Raw genomic sequence first — 25,596 nt, 5'->3', positions numbered from 1 at the left:
ACAAGCAAACCGGGCGTTGCCACTGCGGCGGCGCCCGGTTTTTTGTCGGCTTACCGCTCGGGGGCCCGCCACTCGCGGGCGGCTGCGGCCGTGATATTCGGGCGCCAGCCGTAGCTTCGCTTCGCTCTATTCTTCGACTTATGATGAACTACCTACTGCTGGCGGCCAGCCTGCTGCTCACGTGGCCGGCCGCGGCGCAAACGCCTGCCAAGCCCACCAAGCCCGCCGCCCAAGCCCCGGCTTCCGCCCGTAAGCTGCTGCCGGGCACCTGGCAATCAACCGAGGACAAGAACTTCGTGCTCGTCATCACCGATAAGCAGTACATCGAGCGGTACGCCGGCCAGCCCGACGAGGCCCGCTCCCTGCGCGTGCTCGACCGCGCCTGCGACGCGGCGCCGGGCACCAAAACCGACGGCAGCCTGTACTTGCAGACCACCGCCGCCGATGCCGCCGACAACATGTGCTATTACCTGGTGGGCGTGACGGCCACGCGCCTGCAGCTGAGCCCGGTAGGCGGGCGCGGCAACACACTCTCGTTCAAGCGCCTGACTCAGTCGCCGAGCAAGCGGCAGGGCATGCCCTAGTCGACGGCCAGCACCAGACCCTTCAGGTACTCGCCCTCGGGGTGGAACAGGCTCACGGGGTGGTCGGCGGGCTGGGTGAGGCGGTGCAGGATGCGCGCCGGGCGGCCGGCTTCGATGGCGGCGGCCATGATGGCGCCCTCGAACAGCTCCATGCTCACCACCTGCGAGCAGCTGAAGGTGAACAGCAGTCCGCCGGGGGCAATCTGCTTGATGCCGGCCACGTTCAGGCGCTTGTAGCCCATCAGCGCGTTGTGGCGGGCCGAGAGGTGCTTGGCAAAGGCCGGCGGGTCGAGCACGATGAGGTCGTACTGGTTGTGGCGGTCCTTCAGGAACGTGAACACGTCCTGGGCGTAGGCCTCGTGCTTGTCCTGCAGCCCGGTCAGCTCGGCGTTGCGGTTGGTCAGCTCGATGGCCTTCTTGCTCGAATCGACGGAGTGCACCAGCTCGGCGCCGGCCTGCAGGGCATAGACGGAGAAGCCGCCGGTGTAGCAGAAGGTGTTCAACACGCGGCGACCGGGGGCGTAGCGGGCCAACAGGGCGCGGTTGTCGCGCTGGTCGATGAAGAAACCGGTTTTCTGGCCCGTTTCCCAGTCCACGGCAAAGCGGTGGCCGTTTTCCTCCACCACGTGCTCCTGGCCCGTGCTCTGGCCGAAGAGGTAGTCGTTCTGGGCACCGGGCGCGGCCTTGGCGGGCACGGTTTCGCTGCTCTTGTCATAGATGGCGCGCAGGCCGGGCACGGCTTGCTGCAGGGCGCTGGCAATGGCCTCGCGGGCCTGGTACATGCCCGCGCTGTGGGCCTGCACCACGGCCACGTCGCCGTACACGTCGATGATGAGGCCGGGCACCCCGTCGCCCTCGGCGTGCACGAGGCGGTAGACATTCGTTTTGCCCTGCCCCGTCAGGCCCAGGCTGTGGCGCAGCCGGTAGGCGTTGCCGAGCTTCTCCACCCAGAAAGCCTCGTCGATGGGGGCCGCGTCGCCGAAGGAGAGCATGCGCACGGCAATGGAGCCGGGGGCGTAGTGGCCCTGGCCCAGCAGCTCGCCGTTGTGGGCGCGCACCTCCACCACCTTGCCCTCCACCACTTCGCCCTGCATGCGGGCAATGGCGCCCGAAAACACCCAGGGGTGCAGGCGACGCAGGGATTGATCTTTACCGGGCTTGAGGGTGACGGAGGCAGCAGCTGACATGCGGGCAGAAAGGAAATGAACCACAAAGGTACGCACCCCGCCGTGGGCAGCCGCCGGCCGGAAGTTGCGTACACTAGGGGCATGGACAATCCCATCGACGCGTTGGTTCACTGCATCAAGGGCAAGCACAAGGCCGACATCCTCATTTTCCTGAATCCGCAGCCGCGCCGCTTCAGCGAGGTGCGCCGCCACCTGGGCGAGGGCGTCAGTGAGCGGATTCTGACCAAGCAGCTGCGCGAGCTGGAAGCCGCCGGCCTGGTGCAGCGCCGGGTGTTCCCGGAAGTGCCGCCGCGGGTGGAGTACAGCCTCACCGCGCACGGCTACACCCTCTGCCCGGTGCTCAAGCAGATGTGGTACTGGGGCCGCAGCCACCAGCGCGAAAAAATAGCGGCGGCCGTCAGCCGGAATTAGGTCCCAAACGGCACTGCTGGCCCAAAACTTACCCCGGTGTAAGTAGCCGGCCGCGGCGGTGCGTTCTTGCGCGGCGTCGGCGGGCGGGCGTCCTTCGCGGCCTCATTCCGTTTTCCCCGCCAATGACCACGTCCCCTGCCTCCGTCGATATTCTGCCCTACGAGCCCGCCCACCAGGCCGCCTTCCGAGCCCTGAACGAGGAGTGGATTACGCGCTACTTCGCCCTCGAAGACCTCGACCGCCGCATGCTCGACGACCCCGAAGGCTACATCCTGCGGCCCGGCGGCTACATCTTCATGGCCCGGCACGCGGGCGCCATCGTCGGCACCTGCGCCCTCATCAAGGAGCACGACGGCGTGTACGAGCTGGCCAAAATGGCCGTGACGCCCGCCGCCCAGGGCCTGGGCATCGGCTGGCGGCTGGGGCAAGCCGCTATTGCCCAAGCCCGCACAATCGGCGCCCACGAAATCGAGCTGCTCTCCAACCGCAAGCTGGCCCCGGCGCTGAGCCTGTACCGCAAGCTGGGCTTTGTGGAAGCGCCGCTGCCCGCCTCGGAGTACCAGCGCGCCGACATTCGCATGGTGCTGGCGCTGTAGCGGTTGGCTCGGCCACGCGTTTCGGCTGACGCTAGGGTTTGCCACCTCTAAGCGGCCCAGGAGGCAGGCTCATGGTATTGTCGAGCTATTTCGGTGGGCCGAAGTAGCGCCGGTAGATGGGGCGCCGCCAGGCAAACTGGGCCCACACCGCCGGCCGCAGCAGCCAGTCGAGCAGGGGCGAGGCGGTGCGGTACTCCAGGTCTTCCACGATGACGCAGCCGCCGTTCGGGCCTGCTTCGAGCAGGTGGCGGTGCCGCCAGAAGCGCAGCGGCCCGGGCAGCTGCCCCGGCTGGCCCTCGTCGACGAAGTAGCGCCCGCCGCCGGGCAGCTCGCCGTGGTCGGTGATGAGCGAGGTCCAGCGGCCGAGGCGCAGCGGGCCTAGGTGCAACTCGATTTCCACCAGGTCGCCGCGGTGGCAGCCGTCGAAGCGCAGCAGGCGCATCTGGGGCAGGGGCGGGGCCAGGTCGAGGAAGAGCTGGCGGGTGAAGCCGGCCCAGACCTCGGCGGGCGGCTGGGCGACGGTGGTGCGGAGCAGCAGGTGCATACGGCTGGCTAACCGGCCAGGCGGCCGTTGGGTTGCCCGGTGGGCGGTCTTATTGCACCAGCAGGTGCTGCACCGCGCCGCCCGCGCGCACTACGTAGGCGCCCGGCGCGAGGCGCAGGCGCAGCGGTTCCCCGGCCGCTACCACGCCAGTGGCGGCTTTGCGGCCCAGGGCGTCCAGTATTTCCACCGGTTGGCCCGCCGGCAAGCCCGCCAGCATGACGAAGCCCACGGCGGGGTTGGGGTAGAGGTCGAACCGCGTAGCGGAACGCTCCGCCCGTACCGGCAGGGCTGAGCCAGGTAGCAGCCGGGCCTGAAACGGCGTGCCCGCGGTGCCGCCCGCAGTTGTAAGAGTAATGGCGCCCACCGTGGTGGACGGCCCGTAGAAGAAGCCGTTGAGCAGCAGCCGGCCCTGGCCGTCAAACCCGACCGGGGAAAGGGCGTCGTTGTCGCCGCCGCCGGCCCGCAGCGCCCACTGCCAGGTACCGGCCGTATCGAGGCGGGCCACTACCCCGTCGTCGCCGCCCGCGCTGCTCAGCAGGGTAGAGCCAAAGTCGGCCTCGGTGAATATGATGCTTCCCAGAGGCCGTGCCGCAAATGCGCCGCCCACGTACACGTGCCCCTGCCCGTCGAGCACGGGTGTACTCAGGTAGTCGGAGCCCAGGCCGCCGGCCCGCACAGCCCAGCTCCAGCTGCCGGTGGCCAGATTAAGCTGGGCCACAAACACGTCGCTGTAGTACAGGTTCCGGCCGGGCTGCTGCCCGCCTGCATTGGTGAGCTGGGTAGCCCCAAACTGCGCCGTGCGGCTCACAAACCCGCCGGCGACGTAGCCCCGCCGCCCGGCGGCATCGACGGCAAGGTGCTGGGCGTACACCGAGTTGCTGGACGTATTGTCGCCGGCGGCGGTTGTCAGCCACTGCCAGGTACCGGCCCGATCCAACTTGCTCACCAGCAGGGCCGAGACATTCGGGGTATTCACCGTAAACGGCCCGTAGGTGGCCACGCCGAAAAACGAGCCCACGAGGTAGGCATTGCCTTGCCCGTCCACGTCGAGCGAATACACGTCGTCGGCCCCGGCCGTCGAGCCGCCGCTGCGCACCCAGCGCCACGCCCCGGTAGCGGTGCTCAGACTGGCCACAAACACGTCGTTGGAACCCGCCCGGTTGTTGGTCACCGCGTACGGGCCGAAGGTGGCTACCTGGCTGTTGTAGAAGCCGGTGACGTACGCACCGCCCTGCCCGTCGAGGGCCAGGTCCACGGCCAGGTCCGTGCCGCTGTTGCTGGTGTAGCCCCCGGCCCCGACGGCCCACTGCCACGCGCCGGTAGCCCCGCTGATTTTGGCTACGAACACGTCGCTCTGCAGTCCCCCGGGCCGCGAGTTGGTGAGCGTGGTACTGCCAAAGGTGATGGAGGCGTCCTCAAACGAGCCGGTGATGTATAAGTCGCCCGCGGCGTCAACATCGACGCCGCCGACCTGGGCATTGCGGCTGGGCACCATCACGGCCCACAGCCAGCTGCCGCTGGTCGCACGCTTGGCCACGAACAGGCTCCGGCTAGGGCTGGCGTTGAGCACCGTGGGGCCGAACGACAACGAGCCATCGAAGCCGCCGGCGTACAGGGTGTTGCCCTGTCCATCCACGGCGGTGTCCAAGGAACGAATAGCCAGACGCTTAACCGCTAGGTCGGCGTCGACGGTGGCCTGATCGAAAACGGGCGCCTGGGCGGCAGCGGGCCGCGCGGCCAGGGCCCACGCCGACGCCGTCAGTAACAGGCCGGCTCTCAGGCGGAGCCGTAGAGATGAGTAGAGTAGTGGCATACGCAAAGCAGAAATAGAAGCAAGGCGACTGAGTATCCGTGGACTTCGGCCAACGTGCCCGGCCGCGGCTTGCACCCGGCCGCGGCTTTGTTATTTTCAGGCCACTCGCAGAAAGCTACCATTTTCCCGGGCAGCGCCGACAAGCCGCGTTTCGCAGACGGGCGGCAGAGCCAATTTGCTGCTCCCACACGCCCGGCCCTGCTCTTCCCCGCGCCCCTATGTTGAAAGCTGATTCCTTGCCCGGCCGCACCCTGCTGGCTCCCGACGGCCGCCAGTACCTCTACTGCAGCGGCACCGGCTACCTCGGCACGGCCCGCAACCCCGCGTTTGCCGCCCTGCTGGCCGAAGGCCTGAGCCGCTACGGCACCAACTACGGCGCCTCGCGCCACGGCCCGCTGCAGCTGCGCGTCTACGACGAGGCCGAAGCCTATTTGGCCGAATACGTGGGGCTGCCGGCGGCCCTCACGGTGTCGTCGGGCTACCTGGCGGGGCAGATGGCGGTGAAGGCCCTGGCCCGCGCCGGCCGCTTCGAGTACGCCCCCGGCACTCATCCCGCTGCCTGGATCACTGATCATCCCGCCCCCGTAGGCTCGACCCGCTCCTTCGCCGACTGGGCCCGGCACCTGCTCCGCCGCCTGCAGCACGAAACGCCCCAGCCGGTGGTCATCGTGGCCAACTCCCTGGACCCGCTGCGGGTGCAGCGTTACGACTTCCAGTGGACGCGCGAACTGCCCACCGACCGCCCCGTCACCCTGCTCATCGACGACTCCCACGGCCTGGGCGTCATCGGCCCCGACGGCGCGGGCATCCGAAACGAAATCGAGGTGCCGGGCAGCGTGCGGCTGGTCGTCGTCAGCTCTCTGGCCAAGGCCTGCGGCGTGCCCGGCGGCGCGGTGCTGGCGGAGGCGCGCTTTATCGAGGAACTGCGGCGCAGCGCGTTTTTTGGCGCCTCCTCGCCGGTCGTGCCCGCGTATCTGTACGCCTTTCTGCAAGCCCAGGAGCTGTACCGCGAGGCGCGGGCGCAGCTGACCGCCAACACCCGCTTGTTTCAGGAGGCCACGGCCGGGCTGGGCCTGTTTCAGTCAGCGCCTGATTTTCCGGTGTTTTACGCCCTGCGGCCCGGGCTGGCGGCGTTTATGGAGGAGCAGGACGTGCTGATTTCCAGCCTAAACTATCCGACTCCGGATGATGCGCCGATAACCCGCGTGGTGCTGTCGGCCCTGCATACCAGCGACGATGTGGCCCGGGTAGCCGCGTTGGCCGCAGCGTTTGCGGCGACTACGCTGGCTTAAAAAGCCAGACTTGGGGTTGTCCGGAGCACCGCCGCGGTGGCGTTCAATCGACCAGAATCCGTCCTTTTCTCGACACGGTCACCAGCCGCACCTGCACCAGTTTTGCCACCACAAACTGCGCCTTATTGTGCCCCACGTGACCGTAGCCGCCGGGCTGGTTGTCTTCATACCGACCGACGGCGTCGACAATCAGGTAATGATTAGGATAAGACTGATGGGTGCTGTCGAACTTGGCTTGCATGTCGGTGGGTACTTGCAAGGTATCGGGCAGCGTCAATTCCACCTTGGTTGTACCCCAACAAGCCTTATCGGCGTGGTTGGATGGCCAATGCGGGGAAAACGACCAGTACTCGTCCACGCCGCTGTAGGTGCCGCGCACGTAGACCAGCCGTTTTTTCACTTCCGGCAGCTGACAGAAGCCTACCGGCACCATACCGTGGTAAGGTCGGAGGGGCGGAAGCTTGACGGCGAATCGTTTATCGGTGACAAAATGCCCCGTCTGGCAGGCGCCTAGCAGGCTCAACAACGCTCCGCCGAGTAGGCAACTGATCAATCTGGTCATCGAGAGCAGCAACATATGTTACTCCGTGATGCGCCCGCGCCCGGGTTTCCATAGGGGCCGGACCACAAATTACCGCGCCGGAGCCGTCGTTCGACACGCAAAAACGCCAGGAACCGGCCGGTTCCTGGCGCTCCAGGTTGTATGCTATCGGCGGGGTGGGTTAGCCCAGCAGCTCCTCGATATCCTCTTTGGTCAAGGTCTTGATGATGGCCTCGTCGGTGGTTATCAAATCCGACACTAGCTGAATCTTGCGGGTTTGCAGGGCCAGGATTTTCTCCTCCACGGTGCCCTTGGTGATAAACTTGTAGGTAAACACCGTGCGCTCCTGCCCGATGCGGTGGGCGCGGTCCACGGCCTGGGCTTCCACCGCCGGGTTCCACCACGGGTCGAGGATGAACACGTAGTCGGCCGCGGTCAGGTTCAGGCCCACGCCGCCGGCTTTCAGGCTGATCAGGAACACGCGCAGATCCTCCGTTTCCTGGAAGCGCGCCACTTCCTTGGCCCGGTCGCGGGTGTTGCCGTCGAGGTAGGCGTACTCGATTTGCTTTTCGTCCAGGGCCTGCCGCACAATCTCCAGGTGCTTCACGAACTGGCTAAACACCAGCACCTTGTGCCCCTCCGACACCACGTTGCGAATCATGCGCACCACCTCGCGCAGCTTGCCCGACTCGTGTTCGTAGGCTTCGTCGGCCATGCGGGGGTGGTTGGCAATCTGGCGCAGCTTGGTCAGGCCCTGCAGCAGCATAAATTGGGTGCTGGCCGTGCCGTGCTCCTCGATGTTCTGCAGGATCTTGTTGCGGTAGTAGCTCTTGGTTTCCTCGTAGCAGCTCTGCTGCTCCTCGGTCATGCGGCAGTAGCTTAGGTTCTCAATCTTTTCCGGCAGCTCGGTGGCCACCTGGGCCTTATGGCGGCGCAGGATAAAGGGCTTGATGAGCGCGTGCAGGCGGCGCGTCTTCACCTCGTCCTTGTCCTTTTCGATGGGCTTGAGGAATTCTTTGCGGAAAAACGCCTGGGAGCCGAGCAAGCCGGGGTTGATGAACGACATCTGCGACCAGAGGTCCATGGTGCTGTTTTCCACCGGCGTACCCGTCAGAATCAGGCGGTGGCGGCTGTGCAGGTGCCGCACCGCCTGCGAGGTCGTCGACGAGGGGTTCTTGATGGCCTGCGACTCGTCGAGGATGACGTAGTCAAACTTGTAGGTGCGCAGCAGCTCTGCGTCGAGGCGTACGATGCCGTACGAGGTCAGGATCAGGTCGTAGTCGGCAAACTGCTCCACGTTTTTGTCGCGGTAGGTGCCGGTGTACGTCAGAATCCGCAGGTTCGGGGTGAACTTCTGCGCCTCGCTCAGCCAGTTGTAGACCAGTGAGGTGGGCATGACCAAGAGCGACGCGGCACCGCCGGCCGCCCCGCTTTCCTTGCGCTGCATGAGCATGGCCAGGGTCTGAATGGTCTTGCCCAAGCCCATGTCGTCGGCCAGGCAGCCGCCGAAGTGGTAGTCCTGCACGAAATGCAGCCAGTTGTAGCCGGCCTGCTGGTAGGGGCGCAGGGTCCCCTTGAAGCCCTTGGGCAGCGGCTTGTCCTCCACCACCTCGAAGCCGCGCAGCTTTTCCAGCTTGCGCGACATAGTCACGGTGGCCAGGTTGCCGTTTTCCAGGTCCGAGACCAGGGCCACGTGGTGCTTCTTGAGCGTGAGCGAGTGGTGGTGCTCCTCCGAGAAGGCAAACAGCTCCAAATACTGCGTGAACCACTCCTCCGGAATGATGGCCACCTGCCCGTTCGGCAGCTTGAATTCGTGGCGCTTTTGCAGAATGTAGGGCCGCAGCTTCACAAAGGGAATTTCAAACTCCCCGAAGCGCACCGTGCCGTGGATGTCGAACCAGTCGTTGTTTTCGGTGATGCCGACGTTGACGGTAACCGTGCCGATAAAGTAGTCCTTGCCCGACGAGGAGCCCTGCTGCACCGTGAAGCCCAGCCGGGCCAGTTCCTCGGCGTGCGAGTGCAGCCACTTGAAGGCGGTGGCTTTTTCGAGCACGGCGCGGCCGTTGCGCACTTCCAGGGCGCGGTCCTGCAGCTCGCGGATGAATACCTGCTCGTTTTCCAGGTCCCGAATCAGGCGGTGGAACACGTAGGAATCCGAGGTTTTTTCCAGCTGCACGCTCACCCGCTTGTCGTGGTTGCGCACGATGTGGTTGCCGTACTGGAAAGCCACATCAAAATGAATCTGCTCCCCGCTGGCGTCGGTGATGGTGCTGCGGCGGCTGTCCTCCGGAGCCTCGTAGCCGATGCCGCCGGCGGCGGGCACGTCGGAGAAGATGAGGTGGGGCTTGGCCTGGTAGCGCTCCGAGCGGATGTCGAAGCCGCGGGCGTGCACGTCGAACGACTCCACCAACGGCGCCACGAAGCGCTGGTAGTAGCTGTCCTCCACCTGCCGCGGAATGATGATGAACTTCTTCGTCAGGAAGGGCTGCAGCTTCTTGCCGTCCACTTCGTTGCGGAAGTTGTGAAGCACACCGTCGAGCAGCATCCAGGCGGGCTGGCAGCACACCATCACCGCGTCGCGCTGCTGGAAGTCCAGCTTCTGCCCGCGGTACTGAATGGTGGGGAAGTAGTGGGTATTCTCGGGGTTGCGGCGGAAGTGGAAGAGCACCGACGCCGGCTCGGGCGCCACGCTGATTTCCTTCCAGGTCGGCTCGCCGTCCTTGCCCATGATGAACACCAGCTTGCCCTGCAGCCGCTCCAGGATCTGGCCCATGCGCTGCTGCACGTACTGGCTGATGCGTTCCTGCAGGGCTTTGTCGCCCTTTTCCGCGTCGTACTGCTTGAGGAAAAAGTCGGCCGGGGTGGTCTTTTTAGACCAGAACTCCTTGATGACCGCATCCTGCTGAATCTGGTCGGTCAGGGCAATTAATTCGAAGTCGCGCGCGTCGAGGCCGTCGGCAAACTCCGCCGCGTTCATGGCCGACACGTTCTGGTGCTGCAGCGTCAACTGGCCCTTGGGGCTGAGCTGAACAACGTAAGACTCAAACAGGTAGCCCAAGTACTCGTGCGCAAGCAGCGAGTAAACTATTTGAAAAGGCTGTGCGGTAGAAACCTTCATAGCAGCAGCGACAAAGCAACGTCGAATGTAGGAACAAATGCTAAAATCTTTACTTTTTCGGAAAAAGTAAAATAATTTCTAACAATAATTATATAATCTTTGTAAGTCGTTGGGATTCATAGAAGTAAAGCCAGGTGCAGTTCGGCAAATTACCTCCAAACGGCCGCTAAGGTTGCGTTTTGCTCACCCCAAATTGTGTTCTGCCCCCGGTCGGATCTTAGCCCGAGCAGCTTACAGATTCTCGCGCAGGTCAATCTGCGGGGCGTTCAGGGCCGGCCGGATGGATACGGCAATGGTGATGAACACGATGGCCACGCCCACCCACAGCACGTCGGACACCTGCATTTTCACCGGGTAAGAGTCGACCACGCTGGTGGCCATGCCCATGGATACGAGGCCGAAGCGCTGCTGCAGCCAGCAAATCAGGATGCCGAGCGAGAGGCCGACCACGGCGCCCACCTGGGCCACGATGGCGCCTTCCATCAGGAACACGCGCCGGATGATGTTGGGCGAGGCGCCCATGGCCATCAAAATGGCCACGTCCTTGCGCTTGTCGATGACCAGCATCGAGAGCGAGAAGAAAATGTTGAGCGAGGCAATGAGCAGGATGAAGGCGAAGGTGATGAACACGAACATCTTTTCCACCTTGATGGCCTTGAGCAGCGACACGTGCTGCTCGTCGGAGTCGAGCACTTGAAAACCCGGCCCGAGCACTTGCTTCAGCTCGGCTTTTACGTCTTCCAAGGGGCGTTTGCCTACTTTCACTTCCAGGGCGGTGCGGCGGTTGTCGTAGCGCAGCAGGCGCTGCGCAAAGCCCAGCGGCACGAAAATGTAGCTGTCGTCGACGTGCTGCTCGATGGCAAATACCCCACCGGCCAGGATGGGTTCCTGGTTAAAGGCCGTTTCGGGGTTCATCGACAGCGTTTTCTTGCCCGGCGTATTGCGCGGGTAGAGCAGCTGCAGCGGGGCAAAGCGGTTTTCCAGGGCAATGCTTAGCTCGTGCTGCACGCCGGCGCCGATGAGGGCGAAGTCCTCGCCGTTGCGGCGCAGCTGGTGCGTGCCGTCGACGATGGCCGAGTCGATTTCGCTTTGCTGGTAGTAATTCTCCGAAACACCCTTCACCTTCACCACCATCTGCCGCTCGTGGTAGCGCAGCAGGGCGTTGTCCTCGATGACCTCGGTGACGAGCTGCACCCCGGGCACGGCCCGCAGGCGCGTCACCAGGAAGGCGTCCACCGGGAAGCTCTTGCCTTGCAGGGCGGTGATTTTCAGGTCGGGGTCCGATTTGCCGTAGAGCGAGCGGACAAGGTCTTCGAGCCCATTGAACACCGACAGCACGATGATCAGCGCCATCGTGCCCACGGCCACCCCGATCATCGAGATGTTGGAGATGATGCTGATGATGTTGCGCTTTTTCTTCGAGCGAAAGTAGCGCCAGGCTATCAGGAAGGGGACGTTCATGCGGCGGAGGCAGGCCCGCGGAGCGGGCAACGGATTACAAGTATCCGGCCGGTAGCTTACGCGGAACTACCGGCCGGGTTCTTATTTCCATGCTTTCACAATCAGGCCGGTGCCCGAATCGTGGCGGGAGGTACTGTCGAGCCAGTTCAGCACCAAGCAAATGGGGAAGGTGACGAGGTAATAGAACGGCAGCAGCACGAAGAACAGCTTCGAGACGCCCAGCATCAGGATGGGCCACTTCATGCTCAGGCGCCAGGAAATCTGCCCGGGCAGGCCGTAGGAGTACATGGCCTCGATGCGGTCGAAGCCGGCGGTGCGCAGCTTCTGCTGAATCTCGTCGATGTTGTAGCCGTCGCGCACGTGCTCCTCGATAAAGGACGCGTCGTCGGCGCCGTGCACGTCGGAGCCGCCCTGGTCCGAAGGCGTGCTGATGATGAGCATGCCGCCGTCCTTGAGCGAAGCGTGCAGGTTGGTCATCACTTCCACGTCTTCCAGGATGTGCTCCATTACATCGATGCTCAGCGCGAGGTCAAAAGAATTGGGCTGCTGGTAGAGCACCAAGTCCTGCACCGCGAACTGCACGTTGGGCCGCCCGATCTGGCGGAAGAAGTTGTTGCTGTCGGCCACTTGCTCGTCCTTCACGTCGACGGCCAGAATCTGCCACTTCGGGCTCTGGCCCGACAGCCAGTAGGTGTACTGGCCGTAGCCGGCGCCGGCGTCGAGGATGTTCTGGGCCTGGTCGCGGCGGCCCTGGGCCCATTGGCGCAGCTCGCGGTGCACGTGCCAGGTGCGCAGCAGCAGTAGGTCGAGCAGGTTATAAAACAGCCGGCGCAGCCAAGGCGTGCGGTTAAACACGTTGCCCAGGGAGCGTTTGATCGGGTCGTAGTGCAAGGGGAGGAAAAGGTGAATTTGTGAACTTGTGAAATTGTGAAGTGAGCGGGTGCGATGGTCTTGTCAACCATCACCACTTCACCTTTCACAATTTCACCTTTGGCTTAGTCTTCGTCGGCGAAGAGGCGGGGGCGCTGGGGCTTGTCTTCGTCTTCGGGCGGGGCCGGCGGGATGTTCAGGTCGCTGATGACCTTGTCCATGTGCGTGGCGTAAGCCGCCGAGTTGTCGAGGAAGAAGCGCAGGTCGGGCACCACGCGCATGTGGTTGCGCACGCGCTTGGCCAGGGCAAAGCGGATGTCCTTGGTGTGGTCCTGCATCAGCTGCACCTGCTCCTGGGGGTTTTGGGCCAGCAGCACGCTCAGGTACACGCTGGCCACCCCGAGGTCGGGGCTCACGCGCAGGGCGGTGATGCTCGGCGGCAGGGTGCCGGCGAACAGGTGCGGCATGTCGCGCCGGAACACCTCGGCCAGCTCTTTAGTAAGCAGGCTGGCGAATTTCTGCTGTCGTTTGCTATCCATAGAATGTGCAAAGGTAAAAGGAGTTTAAGAGTTGAGGAGTTTGGGCGTTAGAGAGTTTGCCGGGGCGGCCACTCACTAGCGGCGGCGCGCGCCGCCGCAGCCCGCGCGCCGGCTACGCGCGCCGATGCGGCGGGCGCGCACCGGCTCCGTTACCTTTGGGTACGAATTGGTGAGCAGAGCGATAGAGCGGTCCAGCGGCCGTTCGTTCCTGCTCCCAAACGCCCGAACGCCTAAAGACCTTCCCTTGCTTGAGTTTTTTCGAAGTACGCTCCCGACGCGCTTGGTGCTGCTGCTGCTGCTCGCGCTGGGCCTGCGCCTGCCGCTGCTGTGGCTGGGCGAGGTGCCGCTGAGCCTGGCCGAGCTGCGCGGCTGGGTGGTGGGCGAAAAGCTGCACGCCGGCGCCCTGCTCTACCGCGACGTGTACGACCACACCGCACCGCTGGCGGCGGCCGTCTACGGCCTGCTCGATCTGGCCCTGCCGCGCTCCTGGTTTTTGTACCGGCTGCTGGCCCTGGTGCTGGTGCTGGCCCAGGGCATCCGGCTGAACCAGGTGCTCAACCGCTACAACGTGCACCCCGAGCGCGGCTACCTCGCGGCCCTGACTTACGTGCTGCTAGCCAGCGTCTCGGCCGAGCTGGACACCCTCTCGCCCTTGCTCATCGGGCAAACCTTCGCCGTGTTTGCCTTGAGCGCCCTGCTGCCCACCACCCGGGAGGGCTACGACAGCAGCCGCCTGTTCCGGGCGGGCTTTCTGCTGGGCGTGGCGGCGCTGTGCTTTCTGCCCCTGGCCTGGCTGCTGCTGCTGGGCTTATTTGCCGTTATCAGCTTCGCGGCCAATACCTTCCGCAGCTTCCTGCTGCTGCTCTGCGGCTTTGCGTTTCCCTACGCGGCCGTGGCCACATTCTTTCTTTACACCGACGCGCTGCCGCAGTTTCGGCAGCTCCACCTGGAGCCCATGCTCAATTGGGCCGCCGCGGCCGACGCCCTGCCCGCCCCGCTGCAACTGGGGCTGATGGCCCTGCCGGGACTGGTGGTGGCGCTGGCCTTGCTGCGCATGTTCACGTCTTCGCTGGGCCTGGTGTTTCAGGTGAAGTTTCAGCAGCTGATGCTGGTGTGGCTGGCCGTAGCCCTGGTGATGGGGGCGGCATTGCGCGGCTTGGCGCCGGGGCTGCTGGCCGTGCTGCTGGCGCCGGCCTCGTACTTCTGCCTGTTCTTGTGGCAGCGCACCAAGCGCCTCTGGATTGCCGAGGTACTGCTGCTGGCCGTTATCGGAGCGGTGGTGGCGGTGCGCTACCGCGCGGTGCTGCCGCTGCAAGCAGTGCTGCACCTGCCCAAGGAAGCCGACTACGCCGCTAAGTCCGACCCGCGCTACCAAGTGCTGCGCGGGCAGCAGGTGCTGGTGCTGGGCCTGAACCGGCGCATCTACGTCGACAACTACGCCGGCACGCCCTACGTGGACTGGGCCCTGGCCCGCCGCGACTTCCGCCACCTCAACGAGTATACCACCGTGGTGCGCCTGGCCGAAAACCTGCCCACCCCGCCCACCTACGTCATCGACGAAACCGGCCTGCTGCCCGAGCTGCGCTACAAGCTGCCCCACATCTTCGGTCGCTACGAGCGCACCGGCACCCCGCGCGTGTTCCGGCTGGGGCCGCCGACAAAGGTGAAATTGTGAAGCGGTGAAGTAGTGACTTGACGTTTTGACGACTCCAACTGCGCAAACGGCCCCGGCAACTGGTGTTGCCGGGGCCGTTTGGCTTTAGGTCGATGATAAAAGGTTCCGCTTGAACGTCACTTCACCACTTCACCTTTGCCTAGCAGGCGTCAATCTTGCCGACGCGGGTCTGGTGGCGCCCCCCCTCGAAGGCGGTGGTCAGAAAGTCGTGGGCAATCTGCTTCGCGGCGTCTTCGCTCACGTAGCGGGCGGGCAGGCAGAGGATGTTGGCGTTGTTGTGCTGCCGGGCCAGCTGAGCCAGCTCGGGCAGCCAGGCAATGGCGGCGCGCACGCCCTGGTGCTTGTTGGCGGTGATGCACACCCCGTTGGCCGAGCCGCAGATCAGAATGCCCTGCTCGAACTCGCCCCGGGACACGGCCGCGGCCAGCGGGTGGGCAAAGTCGGGGTAATCGGCCGACTCGGCGGAGTGCGTGCCGAAGTCCTTCACGTCGTAGCCTTGCTCGGCAAGCCAGGGCTTGAGCAGTTCCTTGTAAGCAAACCCGGCGTGGTCGGAGCCGATGGCAATGGTTTTCATTTCGTTGATGTGCTGATGTGTTGAGAGGTGCTAATGAGGCGAGGCCTGAATGCGAAAATGTGCTGATGTGCTAAGGAAGAACAACCATTAGCACATCAGCACATTCAATCACATGAGCCCACTAAAATCAGGCGACGCCGTGGTTGTCGGCCAGCTCTTGGTTGAGGCGAGTCACGTCCTTGCGGCGCACCACGCGGGCAATGTGGATGCTCAGCTCGTAGAGGGCCAGGATGGGCACCGTCACGATGAGCTGCGAGGACACGTCGGGCGGGGTGATGATGGCCGCGATGATGAGGATGACCACAATGGCGTGCTTGCGGTACATGCGCATGATTTCGTGGGTAATCAGCCCGGCCTTGGCCAGGAAGAACACAATCATGGGCAGCTCGAACACGAAGGCGCACGACAGCGTCATCGTGGTGAGCGTGGAGAGGTAGCTCTGCAGGTCAATCTGGTTTTCGATGGTCGGGTCGACCACGTAACCAGCCAAAAAGTTGATGCTCAGCGGCGAGGCCACATAGTAGCCGAACAGCAGCCCGAAGATGAACAGGATGGACACGAAGAACACCGCCCCGCGGGAATTGGCCCGCTCGTGCGGGTACAGCCCCGGGCTCACGAAGCGCCACAGCTCCCAGAACAGGTACGGAAAGCCCAGCACCAAGCCCACCGTGAACGAGGTGCTCAGGTGCATGGCCAGCTGCCCGCTCATCTCGCGGTTCTGAATCACGAAGCCCACGTCCGTCATGCACAGGTCGGGGGCGTTGAGGGCCTTGCCGATGCGGCAGAACATCTGGTAGGTCCAGAAATCCGGCCGCGACGGGCCCAGGATCAGGTCGTGAAACAGGAAGTCCTTGGCCAGAAACGCGGCGGTGGCAAACACGAGCACCGCAATGGCGGCGCGAATGATGTGCCAGCGCAGCGCCTCCAGGTGGTCGATAAAGGACATTTCAGCCCCTTCGGCCGCCGCACGGTTCTGCTGAAATTTTTGGGTAGGAGACTCCAAAGGTTAATCGGTGAATGAGTGAATGAGTGATGGAGCGAATAAGCCTGGGAAGCCAGATACGAGAATCAACCGCAAACCGGCCTCCCTCATGCGCTCATTCCCTCATTCACTCATTGATTTCAACGCTAGGCGTTGAACAGCGGCCGTTCGCTCATCAGGGCGTTGACCTGCCGGCGAACCTCCGCAATGCGCGAGTCGTTGTCGTGGTTCATCAGCGTCTGGTCGATCAGGTCCACCACCGTGTCCATGTCCGATTCCTTCAGCCCGCGGGTCGTGACGGCGGCCGAGCCGATGCGCATGCCCGAAGTGACGAACGGCGACTTGTCGTCGAAGGGCACCATGTTCTTGTTGATGGTGATGTCGGCCTTGATGAGGGTATTTTCGGCCAGCTTGCCGGTCAGGCCCTTGCCGCGCAGGTCAATGAGCATCAAGTGGTTGTCGGTACCGCCCGAAATGATCTGGTAGCCGCGGTCCACGAAGCCCTTGGCCAGTGCCTGAGCGTTCTTGATGATCTGGCGGGTGTACTCAGCGTAGTTGTCGGTCAGCGCTTCGCCGAAGGCCACGGCCTTAGCGCCGATGACGTGCTCCAGCGGACCGCCCTGGGTGCCGGGGAACACGGCGCCGTCGAGCACCGACGACATGGAGCGGATGTCGCCCTTCGGCGTTTTCAGGCCCATGGGGTTGTCGAAGTCGCGGCCCAGCATGATGAGGCCGCCCCGGGGCCCGCGCAGGGTTTTGTGGGTGGTGGTCGTTACGATGTGGCAGTGCTCAAACGGGTTGTTGAGCAAGCCCTTGGCAATGAGGCCGGCCGGGTGCGAAATATCGGCCAGGAGCAGGGCGCCCACTTCGTCGGCGGCTTCGCGCAGGGCTTGGTAGTCCCAGTCGCGGGAGTAGGCCGAGGCGCCGCAGATGATGAGCTTGGGCTGCTCGCGGCGGGCGGTTTCCTTCACCTTTTCCCAGTCGATCAGGCCGGTTTCGCGCTCCACGCCGTAGAACGAGGGCACGTACAGCTTGCCGGAGAAGTTCACTGGGGAGCCGTGCGTGAGGTGGCCGCCGTGGCTCAGGTCGAAGCCGAGGATTTTGTCGCCGGGCTTGATGATGCCCAGCATCACGGCCGCGTTGGCCTGGGCGCCGGAGTGCGGCTGCACGTTGGCCCACTCCACGCCGAACAGCTCCTTCACGCGGTCGATGGCCAGCTGCTCGATCTGGTCGACGATTTCGCAGCCGCCGTAGTAGCGCTTGCCGGGCAGGCCCTCGGCGTATTTATTGGTCAGAATGGAGCCCTGCGCCTGCATCACCTGCTCCGAGACAAAGTTTTCCGAAGCAATGAGTTCCAGGCCGTGCGTCTGACGTTCCTTCTCCTGGCGGATCAGGTCAAACACAACGGTATCGGGGGCGAGGGTACGGGTCGTGGTTTCCATGCACCAAAGGTAGGCAGCCGCCGATGAGGAATGAAGCGGCCCGGCCGAACGGTGGGCGGGGCGGCTGAGCCGTAACCAGCGGGCCGCTGCCCAGGCCGCGGTGAGCGAATCCTAGCGCCGGGTAAAGTACTGGCGCCGTTCGCGCGTCAGCCCCACTACTGCGCGCCCGGCGTGTCGCGGTACGCCCCCGATTGCCGGGCTTCAGCTCTCCGCTCGGCGGGCGCCCGCGGCCGGTAGCGCGCCGCGTCGTACCTTAATTGGCTAACCGAAACCCCAGCTCCGCCGTTATGACGCCGGCCCCCGCTGCCGGCCCTGGGCGGCGGCGGGGCCGTAATGGCATTCCGGTCATTGCTCCTTGCTACCTGTTCATTGATTCTTCGCCCCTCGTGAGTGACTTTCTCTCGGCCCAACTGGCCCGCCTGCGCACCGGCACCCTCACGCCCCTGACCGACTTTTACGGGCAGCAGCGCGACGTTTTTGCCCGGTGGGCGCGGCGGCAGTTCGGCACCCCGGCCGATCAGGCCCACGCCGTGCTGCGCGAGCGGCTGCTCTCGTTCTACGACGAAGTCAACGACGGGCGCCTCACCCGCTGGCCGGCCGACTTGCGGGCCCACCTCTACGGCGCCGCCCGGCAGGTGCTCACCGCCCGGGCCACCAACACCGCCCTGGCCGAGGAAACGCCCTTGCCCACCGCCGAGGCCGAGCGGCGGCAGCTGGTGCTGCGCACCCTGCTGCAGCTCCCGACCGACAGCCAACTGGTGCTCCACCAGTTCTACTTCCGCGGCTCCAACTTTGAAACGCTGGCCGGCAAGCTCGGGTACGCCAACGCCGGGGTGGCCCGCCGCCAGAAATCGGAAGCCCTGCGCAAGCTCTTCGAGGCCCTAAACCGAGCCGGCGCGGGCGGCACAACCGAACTGCTGGCCCACCTGCCCGCCGTGGAGCGCAGCTCCGACGGCGTGCTCGACGCGGCCGAGCAGGACGAGTTCGATGCCCAGCTGCTCGTCGACGGGGAGCTGCGGCAGGCCTGCTTGGCCTACGAGCAGTACGCGGCCGACCTGCGCTGGGCCGCCGGCCGCGAAAACCTGCGCCTGCGCCTGGAGTCGTTGGACCGCCGCGTGGCTCAGCGCACGGCCGCGCAGCAGCGTATCCGGCAGCGGCAGCAGCGGCAGCGCCTGCGCCTGGGCCTGATCGGGGCGGGCGTGCTGGCCCTGCTGATTGCGGCCGTGGTGCTCTTTTGGCCCCGCCACGAAAGCGCCGCCCGCGCCTGGCAAGACTACGACGCCCCCGACCCCGGCCTGACAACCGCCCAAACCGACGGCCGCCCCCTGCTGGCCCAAAGCATGCAGCTCTACCGCCAGGGCAGCTACCCCGCCGCTTTGCACATGCTGCGCCGCCTGCCCGCCACGGCTGTGGGCCAAGACACCTTCCTGTACTACAACGGCCTGATGCTGCTGCGCCAGGACCAGCCTGACCAGGCCGAAAGCTACTTCCAGCGCGTGAGTCGCCTTCCCAACACGGCGCTGGCCGGCCGGGCCCAGTACTACCTCGGCCTGAGCTACTGGCAGCAGCAGAAGTTGCCCCAGGCCCGCGCCGCTCTGGAGCGGGCCGCGCAAGACCCCGGCAATCCGCACCGCGACAAAGCTCGCCAAGCCCTGCTCGACGGCAGCCTGCGCTAACTCGTCCGCAGCAAACGCCCAACACCCGGCCGGCCAGTGGCCCGCAGCAAGCGGCATTGGCCGGCCGATTTTTGTCAACCGCGGGGCCTTCGCTCGGTCTACCAACTGGCGCCCGGCCACCGGGCTGCCCGGTGAATGCGACAGGAAGCAACCTAGCCAGCACACGCGCGGCCGATCAGCTGCGGCAGTTGGGCCAGCAGCACGCGGATATTAGCCACTACCACCGGCTCTAAAACAACAAACCCGTCCGGAGCGGCAGATGCCCCGGACGGGTTTCCCTTCAACCAACCAGATTTTAGTTGTCGGCTACGAGTTGTCAGTGGGTACCATTGCTGACAACTCGTAACCGACACCTCTATTTCCGCACCACGCGCTGCTGGTAGCGCTGCCCGTCCACCGAAGCGGTGAGCAGGTAGTTGCCGGCGGGGCACTGCGGGGCCACGCGCAGGCGGGCCGGGCCGGCCATTACTTCTTGCTGCTGCGTCCACACCACCCGGCCGAGGGCGTCGGTCAGGGTGAGCACGGCGTTGCCGGAGCCGGGCGCCAGCAGTTCCACGTCGAAGGTCTGGTCAAACGCGGTGGGGAAGGCGGCTAGCGTCGGGCGGTTGTCGAAGCTGACGGTGCGCGGGCCGTAGAGCGTTTCGTGCCCGTCGCGGTCTACCTGCTTGAGGCGGTAGTAGCGCAGCCCCTGCTTGCCGTTTTCGGTGTCCACGTAGCGGTAGTTGCGGGCCACGGTGGCGTTAGGCGTGGGGCTGGCCACGAAAGCCAGCTGCCGGAACCTGTGCCCGTCGGTGGATACTTCCACCGCGAAGCCGCGGCTGTTTTCTTCGGCGGCGGTGGTCCACGTCAGCGCGGCGGCCTGCTGCTGACGCTGGGCGCGGAAGGCCGTCAGGCCCACCGGCAGCACCACGTTCTGCTCGCCCAGGGTCCAGCGCGAGAAGCCGTCGACGCCGCTGAGCTGGGCGAAGCCCGGGCCGCTGCTGCTGATGCCTTTGTATTCCCAGGTGCTGCCGCTGTTGGTCGACTTGAAGAAGCGCAGGTCGGCGGCGGCGAGGCCGTTCAGCTCGTTGCTGAGGTAGTCGAAGCGCATGTCCACGTTCAGGCCGGTGGTTACGCCCGCCGTGATGTCGAAGTAGCGTTTGAGGGCGGGCGTGCCGTTGATGGTAGCGGCCGTGCCGGTGGTGCGCACCACGGTGGTCAGGCCCGGCAGCAAGGAGCCGGCGGCCGGCGTCAGGGCCAGGCCCACGTTGCCGAAGATTTCCGTTTGCCCGCTGCGGGGCGTGCGGCGGGCTTCCACCCGGCCGAGCACGTAGCTGGCGGCCGTTTCCGTGAGCAGGGCGTCGGCGTTCAGGCGGATTTTGTTGGGGCCCGTGTCGAGGATGCCGCCGTTCATCACTAGGTTGTTGGCCAGGGTCACGTCGTCGCTCAGGGTTTTGGTGCCCGCGCCGCGCACTTCCAGGTTGTAGTACAGGCCGCCGCCCACCAGCTGAGGGCCCGCGCCGGTGAGCAGCACGCCGCCGGTGGTGCAGCTAAACACGCCGGTGTTGTTCAGGTCGCCCTTCACTTCGAGGTTGCCCAGCGTTTGAGCGAAGGCCCCGGAGTTGGTGAAGTCGCCGTTGACGACGATGTCGCCGCCGGTGTGGTTGAGCGTGCCCTGAATGGTGAGGTTGCCCGTCACCACCGTTTGCCCGCTCTGAATGCTCATCACCTGCCCGGGCGCCACCGTGAAGCTGTTGAGCACCGTTTGCGCCTGCGACACCAGCGAGTTTACACCGTCGGTGCCGTTGTTGGTCACGGCCGCCACGGTGTTGGCCGTCAGCTCGCTGCGGCCGCCGGTGAGCAGCAGGGCCTGGAAGGCCTGGGTGCTGGGCTGCGACAGGCTAATGTTGCGCACCACGTTGTTTTCCACCACGTTGGCGGCCGACCCAGTGCCCGAGCCGCAGCTCACCACCACCCCTTTGAAGTCCTGCGCGCCGGCATTCACCCACACGGTGCCAGCCGCTTGCGGCGCGCTGCCGCCGATGTAGTTGCCGCTCACGGCGTTGTTATCGGAACCTGCGCCGGCCAGGAAGCTGATGGCCGTCTGGGCCGTGGTGGGCGCGGTGGCCAGCGAGTAGTAGAAGCTGTTGTCGCGGATAATCCACCCGTCGCCGTTGCCGCTGTTCACCTTCACGCCGCACTGGGCGTAGTTGGCCAGTTCGTTGCTGAGCAGGGCCACCCGGTCGTTGGTCACGCTGCCGCCGCCAGCGGCGGCGTACACCAGGTTGGCCGGCAGCAGGCCGCCACCAGCCTGGGCCAGGTAGTTGCCCACCAGCGTGTTGTCGTCGTTGCCGAGGCTGCTGCCCCCGTCGATTTCAACCACGCCGCCGGCGAGAGAGGCGTTGTTGCCGAGCAGGCGCGCGTCGCGGATGGTGATGTTGCGGGCGTCGGCGGTGAGGGCCACGGCCGGCTGCGCGGTGCTGATTTGCTGCACCGTCAGCTGCCGGGCGCTGCTGCCGTTGTGGCCGCTCAGCGTCACGTAGCGCGTGCCACCCCCGAAGGTGATGGTGCCGTTGATAACGATGTTGGTGGCGCCGGTTTCGGGCTTGATGGTGAGCGAATTGCTGGCGCTGCCGACGCGGGCAATCAACACGTTTTCGTCGAAAGAGCTGCCGCTGGTCAGCTGCAACTCGTAGGGCGCGGTGAGCGTGGCCGGCACCGCTGCCAGGGCCTGGGTGATGGAGGCGTAGGTGCCGCCTTGGCCTACGCGGTATACCACCGGCGTTTGGGCCTGGGCGCGCTGCACCAGCAGCAGCACCAGCGCCGAAAGCAGCAACAGCCACATGGCCAGGGAGGCCTGCTGGCGTGTTACGCCGGTGGCGCGGCCGGAGTTAATGGGGGAGGGTAAAGTTTGTTTCATGGCTCAGAAGGGCAGGAGGCTAGGTTCAATCAGGGCAAAAGGGTAGCTGCCAACAACCAAAAAGGCGCCGGAAGCGGCTGGGCACCGCTTTGCACAAGCATAGCCCAACTCGGAAAGTACCAGAAAAGCGAGGGGAAAGTAATTAAGCTACCATAGGCCTATACCGGAAAAGCAACATTATTCCACTGCCATAACCATATGACAGCTAATGTCACTAACCAAATATAGATGACGGTTTTGTGAATCCTAAATTGGGAATAATTTTTTTTAACATTATTGATCTGTTACGAAACAGGGGCCCTTCACACTTACATTAAAACCGCTGTAAAGCAGACGTTTTACCAAAACAAACAGAGTATGTACGAGGTCGAAAAAATTTACCAATACTTATAACGTACCTAAAGACAACCACAGAGGCTTTCTATAACTATTACAATAAAAAACTCAGCAACAATTGCACTCGTATCCCGGGCAAATCAAAAACAACCTTATTCAAAGCTCAGTTACGTCCACTTTGATGGCAAGGCTAGTGGCGCCGGGCAATGGGGTAATCCGGCTCAATATTGGTCTGCAATGTCAGCTCCCAGGTGTCTAAATTCAGGGCTGCCAAGTGGCTTAGCTCGGGGTTGTGACGATACACGCAGCCAGTATCAAGGTCAATGGCGCCGTTGCGTTGCTCTACCTGATGGCGGAGCTGTTTCACCGGTTTCGGATTGTGACCGTGCAAGAGACGCTTGCCCTGCAAACGCGAGGCATCGAACACAAAGTCCTTGATGTTGAGCATGGAGTGCTGGTCGCGGCGCATTTGCTCGGGCGGCAAGTGAAAATCGAACCCGGCGTGCACCAGCACGAAATCAGGTAGCTCCAGCGACAGGGGCAGCGCCTCGATCCAGCGCAGGTAGGGCTCGGGAATGTCGCGGGTATGCTCCACGCCGAAGCTGCCGAGCGTCATGCTGAAATCAGCGGGGGAGGCCCAGTTGGCCATGGGGCGGGCACCCCGCGCCGCCTGCAGCAGCTCTAGGTCGTGGTTGCCGAGCACCCCGTGCACCTGGTAGCCCTCGGCCTGTAACTGCATCAAGTAATCGAGCACGCCGCGCGAGTCCGGGCCTTTGTTGACAAAGTCGCCGAGCACGTACAGCGAATCGGTGCGGGTGAGGTGCAGGCGCTGCTCCACGAGGTGGCGAAACGTGTGCAGGCAGCCGTGCAGGTCGGTGGTGGCGTAGCGCATGACATTGGGCAAATGGGGGTGATAAGGTGCCTACGCCGCAAGCGCGGTGTGCAGTTGCTCGGCGGGCACAAAAAAGCCCCGGCCTCATCGGAGGCCGGGGCTTCTGGTTCTTGCGCGGGCTTAGTGGCCGCCGCCGTAGCTGGGCTTGTCGAGCTCCGGTTTTTCGAGGTTGCGGTTGGGGTGGCGCTGGGGCGCGTCCTGGGCTTCCTGTTCAAGCCGGTCTTCGGTCTGCTCGTCCCGGTTGTTGACGGGCAGCTGCCCGGCAGCTTTGGGTTGCTCAGCAGCGGCGGGGCCGCCCGGCTGTTGCTTGGAGGGCTCGTTGCCCTTGCTATTGCTGTGTGACATGGAAGTAGTGTTTTGTGTTGGGAAAGGCACGGCGCCCGGAGGCACCGCAGGTCCACGGGCCTAGAAGCCCTTGGCAATGCCCGATTCCTGGGCATCGGGGTCGGTCAGATCGGCGTTGGTGTCGGGGCGGGCGTCGGAAGCCTTGGAGTTGTAGTCGATGGCCCCGGCGCCGCTGCGGGGCGCCGCGGTATCGTCGTCCTCGTCATCTTCGTCCGCATCCCCGAAATCGTCGAGGCGGTCCACCGCGTCGAGGTCGTCTTCGTCGGTAAGGTCCTCGCCAGCGTTGCGGGCGCGGCGCGAGTCGCCATCCGATTCGCTCAACGCGTCGGGCAGGCGGCGCGGGTCGAGCACGTCGGGGGTGGGCATGTCTTCGTTAGGCACCACGGGGCGGCCTTCGTCGTCGCCGCGGATGTTGTCGGCGGGGTGGCCGGGCTTGTCGGCGTCTTCGTTGACGGATACCGACGAAATGCCGTCGGAAGAATCGGTGCCGAAGCCCTGCTTGCCGTCACGGTTGCCGAAGCCGCCGCGGGCCGCTTCGTTTTTGGGTGGATCGGCGCCGGGAATGATGTGGCCGGCCTGCAGCTCTTCGTCGGTGGTATCGTTGGGTATTTCCCGCACCGGGCGGTTTTTCGGGTCGATGGACATGGTCGTTGGTTGTGGTCTGGGAGGGAGTAGCGGATTCTTTTTCGGTGTACTGCGCCCGGCGCGTTTGGGTTGCCGAATGCGCCTCGTTGCGTATGTTGGCTGCGGAGCCGCCTCACCTTCGCACCCATGGACTACCAACACACCGCTGCCCCCATCCGCAACCTGGACGATTTGCAGCGCCACCTGGCGGCGGGCCAGGCCGTTGAGTATCTGTTTTTCTGGGGGCACACGCCCGCGCCCGGCGCTGGGCGCGTGGGCAAGGAATGCCTGAGCCAGTGGTACCCGGCCCCCTTCACCATCGCCGGCACGCTGTACCCCACGGCCGAGCACTGGATGATGGCCGAAAAAGCCCGGCTGTTCGGCGACGAGGCCAACCGGCAGGCCGTCATCGGCTCCACTCACCCCGATCAGGCCAAAAAGTACGGCCGGCGGGTGCAGTCCTTCGATGCCGCGCAGTGGGAAGCCGCTCGCTTCGACCTGGTGGTACGCGGCAACGAGGCTAAATTCGGCCAGCACCCGGCCCTGCGCGAGTTTCTACTGGCCTCCGGCGAGCGGGTGCTGGTGGAGGCCAGCCCCGTCGACGCCATTTGGGGCATCGGCCTGGCCCAGCACGACGCCCGGGCCCTGACCCCGGCCGCCTGGCGCGGGCTAAACCTCCTGGGCTTCGCCCTGATGGAAGTGCGGGCCCGGCTGCAACGTCAACTTTAATTTCACTTTTTGCCCCATGTGGACCGAAACCGACAACTCCCTGCGCCGCACTTTCCGCTTCAAGGACTTTCAGGCCGCCTTTAGCTTCATGACCGATGTGGCCGAGGAAGCCGAGTACCAGGACCATCATCCCTGGTGGGCCAACGAGTACAACACCGTGGAGTTTCGGCTGCGCACCCACGACGCGGGCAACACCGTGACGGCGCGCGACCATAAGCTGGCCGAGTCCATCGACAAGCTGGCAGCGGAGTACGGCGGGCAGGTGGTGGCCAATTAGATGGTTCGGTCGTCATTGCGAGCAGAGCGAAGCAATCCTTTCTCTGGCGGCACCACGGCACCAAAAGCCCAAACCGAAAAACAGCTTCGCCCAAAACCGCAGATGTTGGTTTTGGGCGAAGCTAGTTGTGGGGTCGTACCACGAGAGCAAGGATTGCTTCGTCCTTCGTCCTCGCAATGACAACTGGTG

Annotated in this window: 23 protein-coding genes; 8 read left to right on the top strand and 15 right to left on the bottom strand. The window is 64.5% G+C overall.

Annotation, left to right across the window (positions count from 1 at the left end; translation table 11 throughout):
• Nucleotides 1-140: 140 nt before the first annotated feature.
• Entirely contained in the window at nucleotides 141-584 is a 444-nt protein-coding gene (locus tag LJ737_RS02810) for a hypothetical protein (RefSeq protein ID WP_227762798.1), read from the top strand.
• On the opposite strand, the gene LJ737_RS02805 is transcribed toward LJ737_RS02810, so the two are convergent.
• The gene (locus tag LJ737_RS02805; protein ID WP_227762797.1) at nucleotides 581-1,771 is read right to left on the bottom strand and encodes a class I SAM-dependent rRNA methyltransferase; all 1,191 of its coding nucleotides are present in this window, start codon (nucleotides 1,769-1,771) and stop codon (nucleotides 581-583) included. The genes LJ737_RS02810 and LJ737_RS02805 overlap by 4 nt on opposite strands.
• Nucleotides 1,772-1,852: 81 nt before the next feature.
• Here LJ737_RS02805 and LJ737_RS02800 point away from each other — a divergent pair, with 81 nt between their 5' ends.
• Entirely contained in the window at nucleotides 1,853-2,182 is a 330-nt protein-coding gene (locus LJ737_RS02800; protein WP_227762796.1) for a winged helix-turn-helix transcriptional regulator, read from the top strand.
• 122 nt (nucleotides 2,183-2,304) lie between these two features.
• Complete coding sequence (locus LJ737_RS02795) at nucleotides 2,305-2,778, top strand: GNAT family N-acetyltransferase (RefSeq protein WP_227762794.1); 474 nt, start codon at nucleotides 2,305-2,307, stop codon at nucleotides 2,776-2,778.
• An 85-nt stretch (nucleotides 2,779-2,863) separates the two neighbouring features.
• On the opposite strand, the gene LJ737_RS02790 is transcribed toward LJ737_RS02795, so the two are convergent.
• Both LJ737_RS02790 and LJ737_RS02785 read right to left on the bottom strand, forming a co-directional pair.
• Entirely contained in the window at nucleotides 2,864-3,322 is a 459-nt protein-coding gene (locus LJ737_RS02790) for an SRPBCC family protein (protein ID WP_227762793.1), read from the bottom strand.
• Nucleotides 3,323-3,371: 49 nt separating this feature from the next.
• Complete coding sequence (locus tag LJ737_RS02785) at nucleotides 3,372-5,135, bottom strand: T9SS type A sorting domain-containing protein (protein ID WP_227762792.1); 1,764 nt, start codon at nucleotides 5,133-5,135, stop codon at nucleotides 3,372-3,374.
• A gap of 218 nt (nucleotides 5,136-5,353) precedes the next feature.
• On the opposite strand from LJ737_RS02785, the gene LJ737_RS02780 reads away from it, so the two are divergent.
• A complete protein-coding gene (locus LJ737_RS02780; RefSeq protein ID WP_227762791.1) occupies nucleotides 5,354-6,427 on the top strand; it encodes an aminotransferase class I/II-fold pyridoxal phosphate-dependent enzyme in 1,074 nt (357 codons plus the stop codon).
• 43 nt (nucleotides 6,428-6,470) lie between these two features.
• Here LJ737_RS02780 and LJ737_RS02775 read toward each other — a convergent pair whose 3' ends face one another.
• The 5 genes from LJ737_RS02775 to LJ737_RS02755 all read right to left on the bottom strand — a co-directional run bounded on the left by LJ737_RS02775 (nucleotide 6,471) and on the right by LJ737_RS02755 (nucleotide 12,956).
• On the bottom strand, nucleotides 6,471-7,004 hold the full coding sequence (locus tag LJ737_RS02775; RefSeq protein WP_227762790.1) for a hypothetical protein: 534 nt from the start codon (nucleotides 7,002-7,004) through the stop codon (nucleotides 6,471-6,473).
• Nucleotides 7,005-7,149: 145 nt separating this feature from the next.
• Entirely contained in the window at nucleotides 7,150-10,086 is a 2,937-nt protein-coding gene (locus tag LJ737_RS02770; protein ID WP_227762789.1) for a DEAD/DEAH box helicase, read from the bottom strand.
• 231 nt (nucleotides 10,087-10,317) lie between these two features.
• Nucleotides 10,318-11,547 (bottom strand): ABC transporter permease, encoded by a 1,230-nt coding sequence (locus tag LJ737_RS02765; RefSeq protein WP_227762788.1) that lies wholly within the window; start codon nucleotides 11,545-11,547, stop codon nucleotides 10,318-10,320.
• 81 nt (nucleotides 11,548-11,628) lie between these two features.
• Nucleotides 11,629-12,438 (bottom strand): class I SAM-dependent methyltransferase, encoded by an 810-nt coding sequence (locus LJ737_RS02760; protein WP_227762786.1) that lies wholly within the window; start codon nucleotides 12,436-12,438, stop codon nucleotides 11,629-11,631.
• 104 nt (nucleotides 12,439-12,542) lie between these two features.
• Nucleotides 12,543-12,956, bottom strand: coding sequence for a ribosome-binding factor A (locus LJ737_RS02755; protein WP_227762783.1), 414 nt, complete (start codon nucleotides 12,954-12,956; stop codon nucleotides 12,543-12,545).
• Nucleotides 12,957-13,200: 244 nt separating this feature from the next.
• On the opposite strand from LJ737_RS02755, the gene LJ737_RS02750 reads away from it, so the two are divergent.
• A complete protein-coding gene (locus tag LJ737_RS02750) occupies nucleotides 13,201-14,631 on the top strand; it encodes a hypothetical protein (RefSeq protein WP_227762782.1) in 1,431 nt (476 codons plus the stop codon).
• A gap of 139 nt (nucleotides 14,632-14,770) precedes the next feature.
• Here the strand turns inward: LJ737_RS02750 and rpiB are convergent, their stop codons facing one another.
• The 3 genes from rpiB to glyA all read right to left on the bottom strand — a co-directional run bounded on the left by rpiB (nucleotide 14,771) and on the right by glyA (nucleotide 17,629).
• Nucleotides 14,771-15,205, bottom strand: coding sequence for a ribose 5-phosphate isomerase B (gene rpiB / locus LJ737_RS02745; RefSeq protein WP_227762781.1), 435 nt, complete (start codon nucleotides 15,203-15,205; stop codon nucleotides 14,771-14,773).
• 127 nt (nucleotides 15,206-15,332) lie between these two features.
• Nucleotides 15,333-16,208, bottom strand: coding sequence for a twin-arginine translocase subunit TatC (tatC, locus tag LJ737_RS02740; RefSeq protein WP_317206633.1), 876 nt, complete (start codon nucleotides 16,206-16,208; stop codon nucleotides 15,333-15,335).
• Between the two features lie 125 nt (nucleotides 16,209-16,333).
• Nucleotides 16,334-17,629: a serine hydroxymethyltransferase gene (gene glyA, locus LJ737_RS02735; RefSeq protein WP_227762780.1), complete on the bottom strand. Its 1,296-nt coding sequence runs from the start codon at nucleotides 17,627-17,629 to the stop codon at nucleotides 16,334-16,336.
• Nucleotides 17,630-18,015: 386 nt separating this feature from the next.
• Between glyA and LJ737_RS02730 the strand changes: the two genes are divergently transcribed.
• Nucleotides 18,016-19,305, top strand: coding sequence for a tetratricopeptide repeat protein (locus LJ737_RS02730; protein ID WP_227762779.1), 1,290 nt, complete (start codon nucleotides 18,016-18,018; stop codon nucleotides 19,303-19,305).
• A gap of 355 nt (nucleotides 19,306-19,660) precedes the next feature.
• Here LJ737_RS02730 and LJ737_RS02725 read toward each other — a convergent pair whose 3' ends face one another.
• The 4 genes from LJ737_RS02725 to LJ737_RS02710 form a co-directional block, all read right to left on the bottom strand.
• Complete coding sequence (locus LJ737_RS02725; protein ID WP_227762778.1) at nucleotides 19,661-22,204, bottom strand: autotransporter outer membrane beta-barrel domain-containing protein; 2,544 nt, start codon at nucleotides 22,202-22,204, stop codon at nucleotides 19,661-19,663.
• Nucleotides 22,205-22,730: 526 nt separating this feature from the next.
• A complete protein-coding gene (locus LJ737_RS02720; RefSeq protein ID WP_227762777.1) occupies nucleotides 22,731-23,432 on the bottom strand; it encodes a metallophosphoesterase in 702 nt (233 codons plus the stop codon).
• A 120-nt stretch (nucleotides 23,433-23,552) separates the two neighbouring features.
• A complete protein-coding gene (locus tag LJ737_RS02715) occupies nucleotides 23,553-23,777 on the bottom strand; it encodes a hypothetical protein (protein ID WP_227762775.1) in 225 nt (74 codons plus the stop codon).
• A 60-nt stretch (nucleotides 23,778-23,837) separates the two neighbouring features.
• On the bottom strand, nucleotides 23,838-24,422 hold the full coding sequence (locus tag LJ737_RS02710) for a hypothetical protein (protein ID WP_227762772.1): 585 nt from the start codon (nucleotides 24,420-24,422) through the stop codon (nucleotides 23,838-23,840).
• Nucleotides 24,423-24,548: 126 nt separating this feature from the next.
• Between LJ737_RS02710 and ybiA the strand changes: the two genes are divergently transcribed.
• Complete coding sequence (gene ybiA / locus LJ737_RS02705; RefSeq protein ID WP_227762770.1) at nucleotides 24,549-25,130, top strand: riboflavin biosynthesis intermediates N-glycosidase; 582 nt, start codon at nucleotides 24,549-24,551, stop codon at nucleotides 25,128-25,130.
• A 16-nt stretch (nucleotides 25,131-25,146) separates the two neighbouring features.
• The gene (locus tag LJ737_RS02700; RefSeq protein ID WP_227762766.1) at nucleotides 25,147-25,407 is read left to right on the top strand and encodes a 4a-hydroxytetrahydrobiopterin dehydratase; all 261 of its coding nucleotides are present in this window, start codon (nucleotides 25,147-25,149) and stop codon (nucleotides 25,405-25,407) included.
• Nucleotides 25,408-25,596: the final 189 nt, after the last annotated feature.

The organism is Hymenobacter sp. 15J16-1T3B (genome assembly GCF_020711235.1).
Taxonomy (GTDB): Bacteria; Bacteroidota; Bacteroidia; order Cytophagales; family Hymenobacteraceae; genus Solirubrum.
Note: the sequence above shows the minus strand (reverse complement) of the source record. Positions and strands in the feature narration are given on the sequence as shown.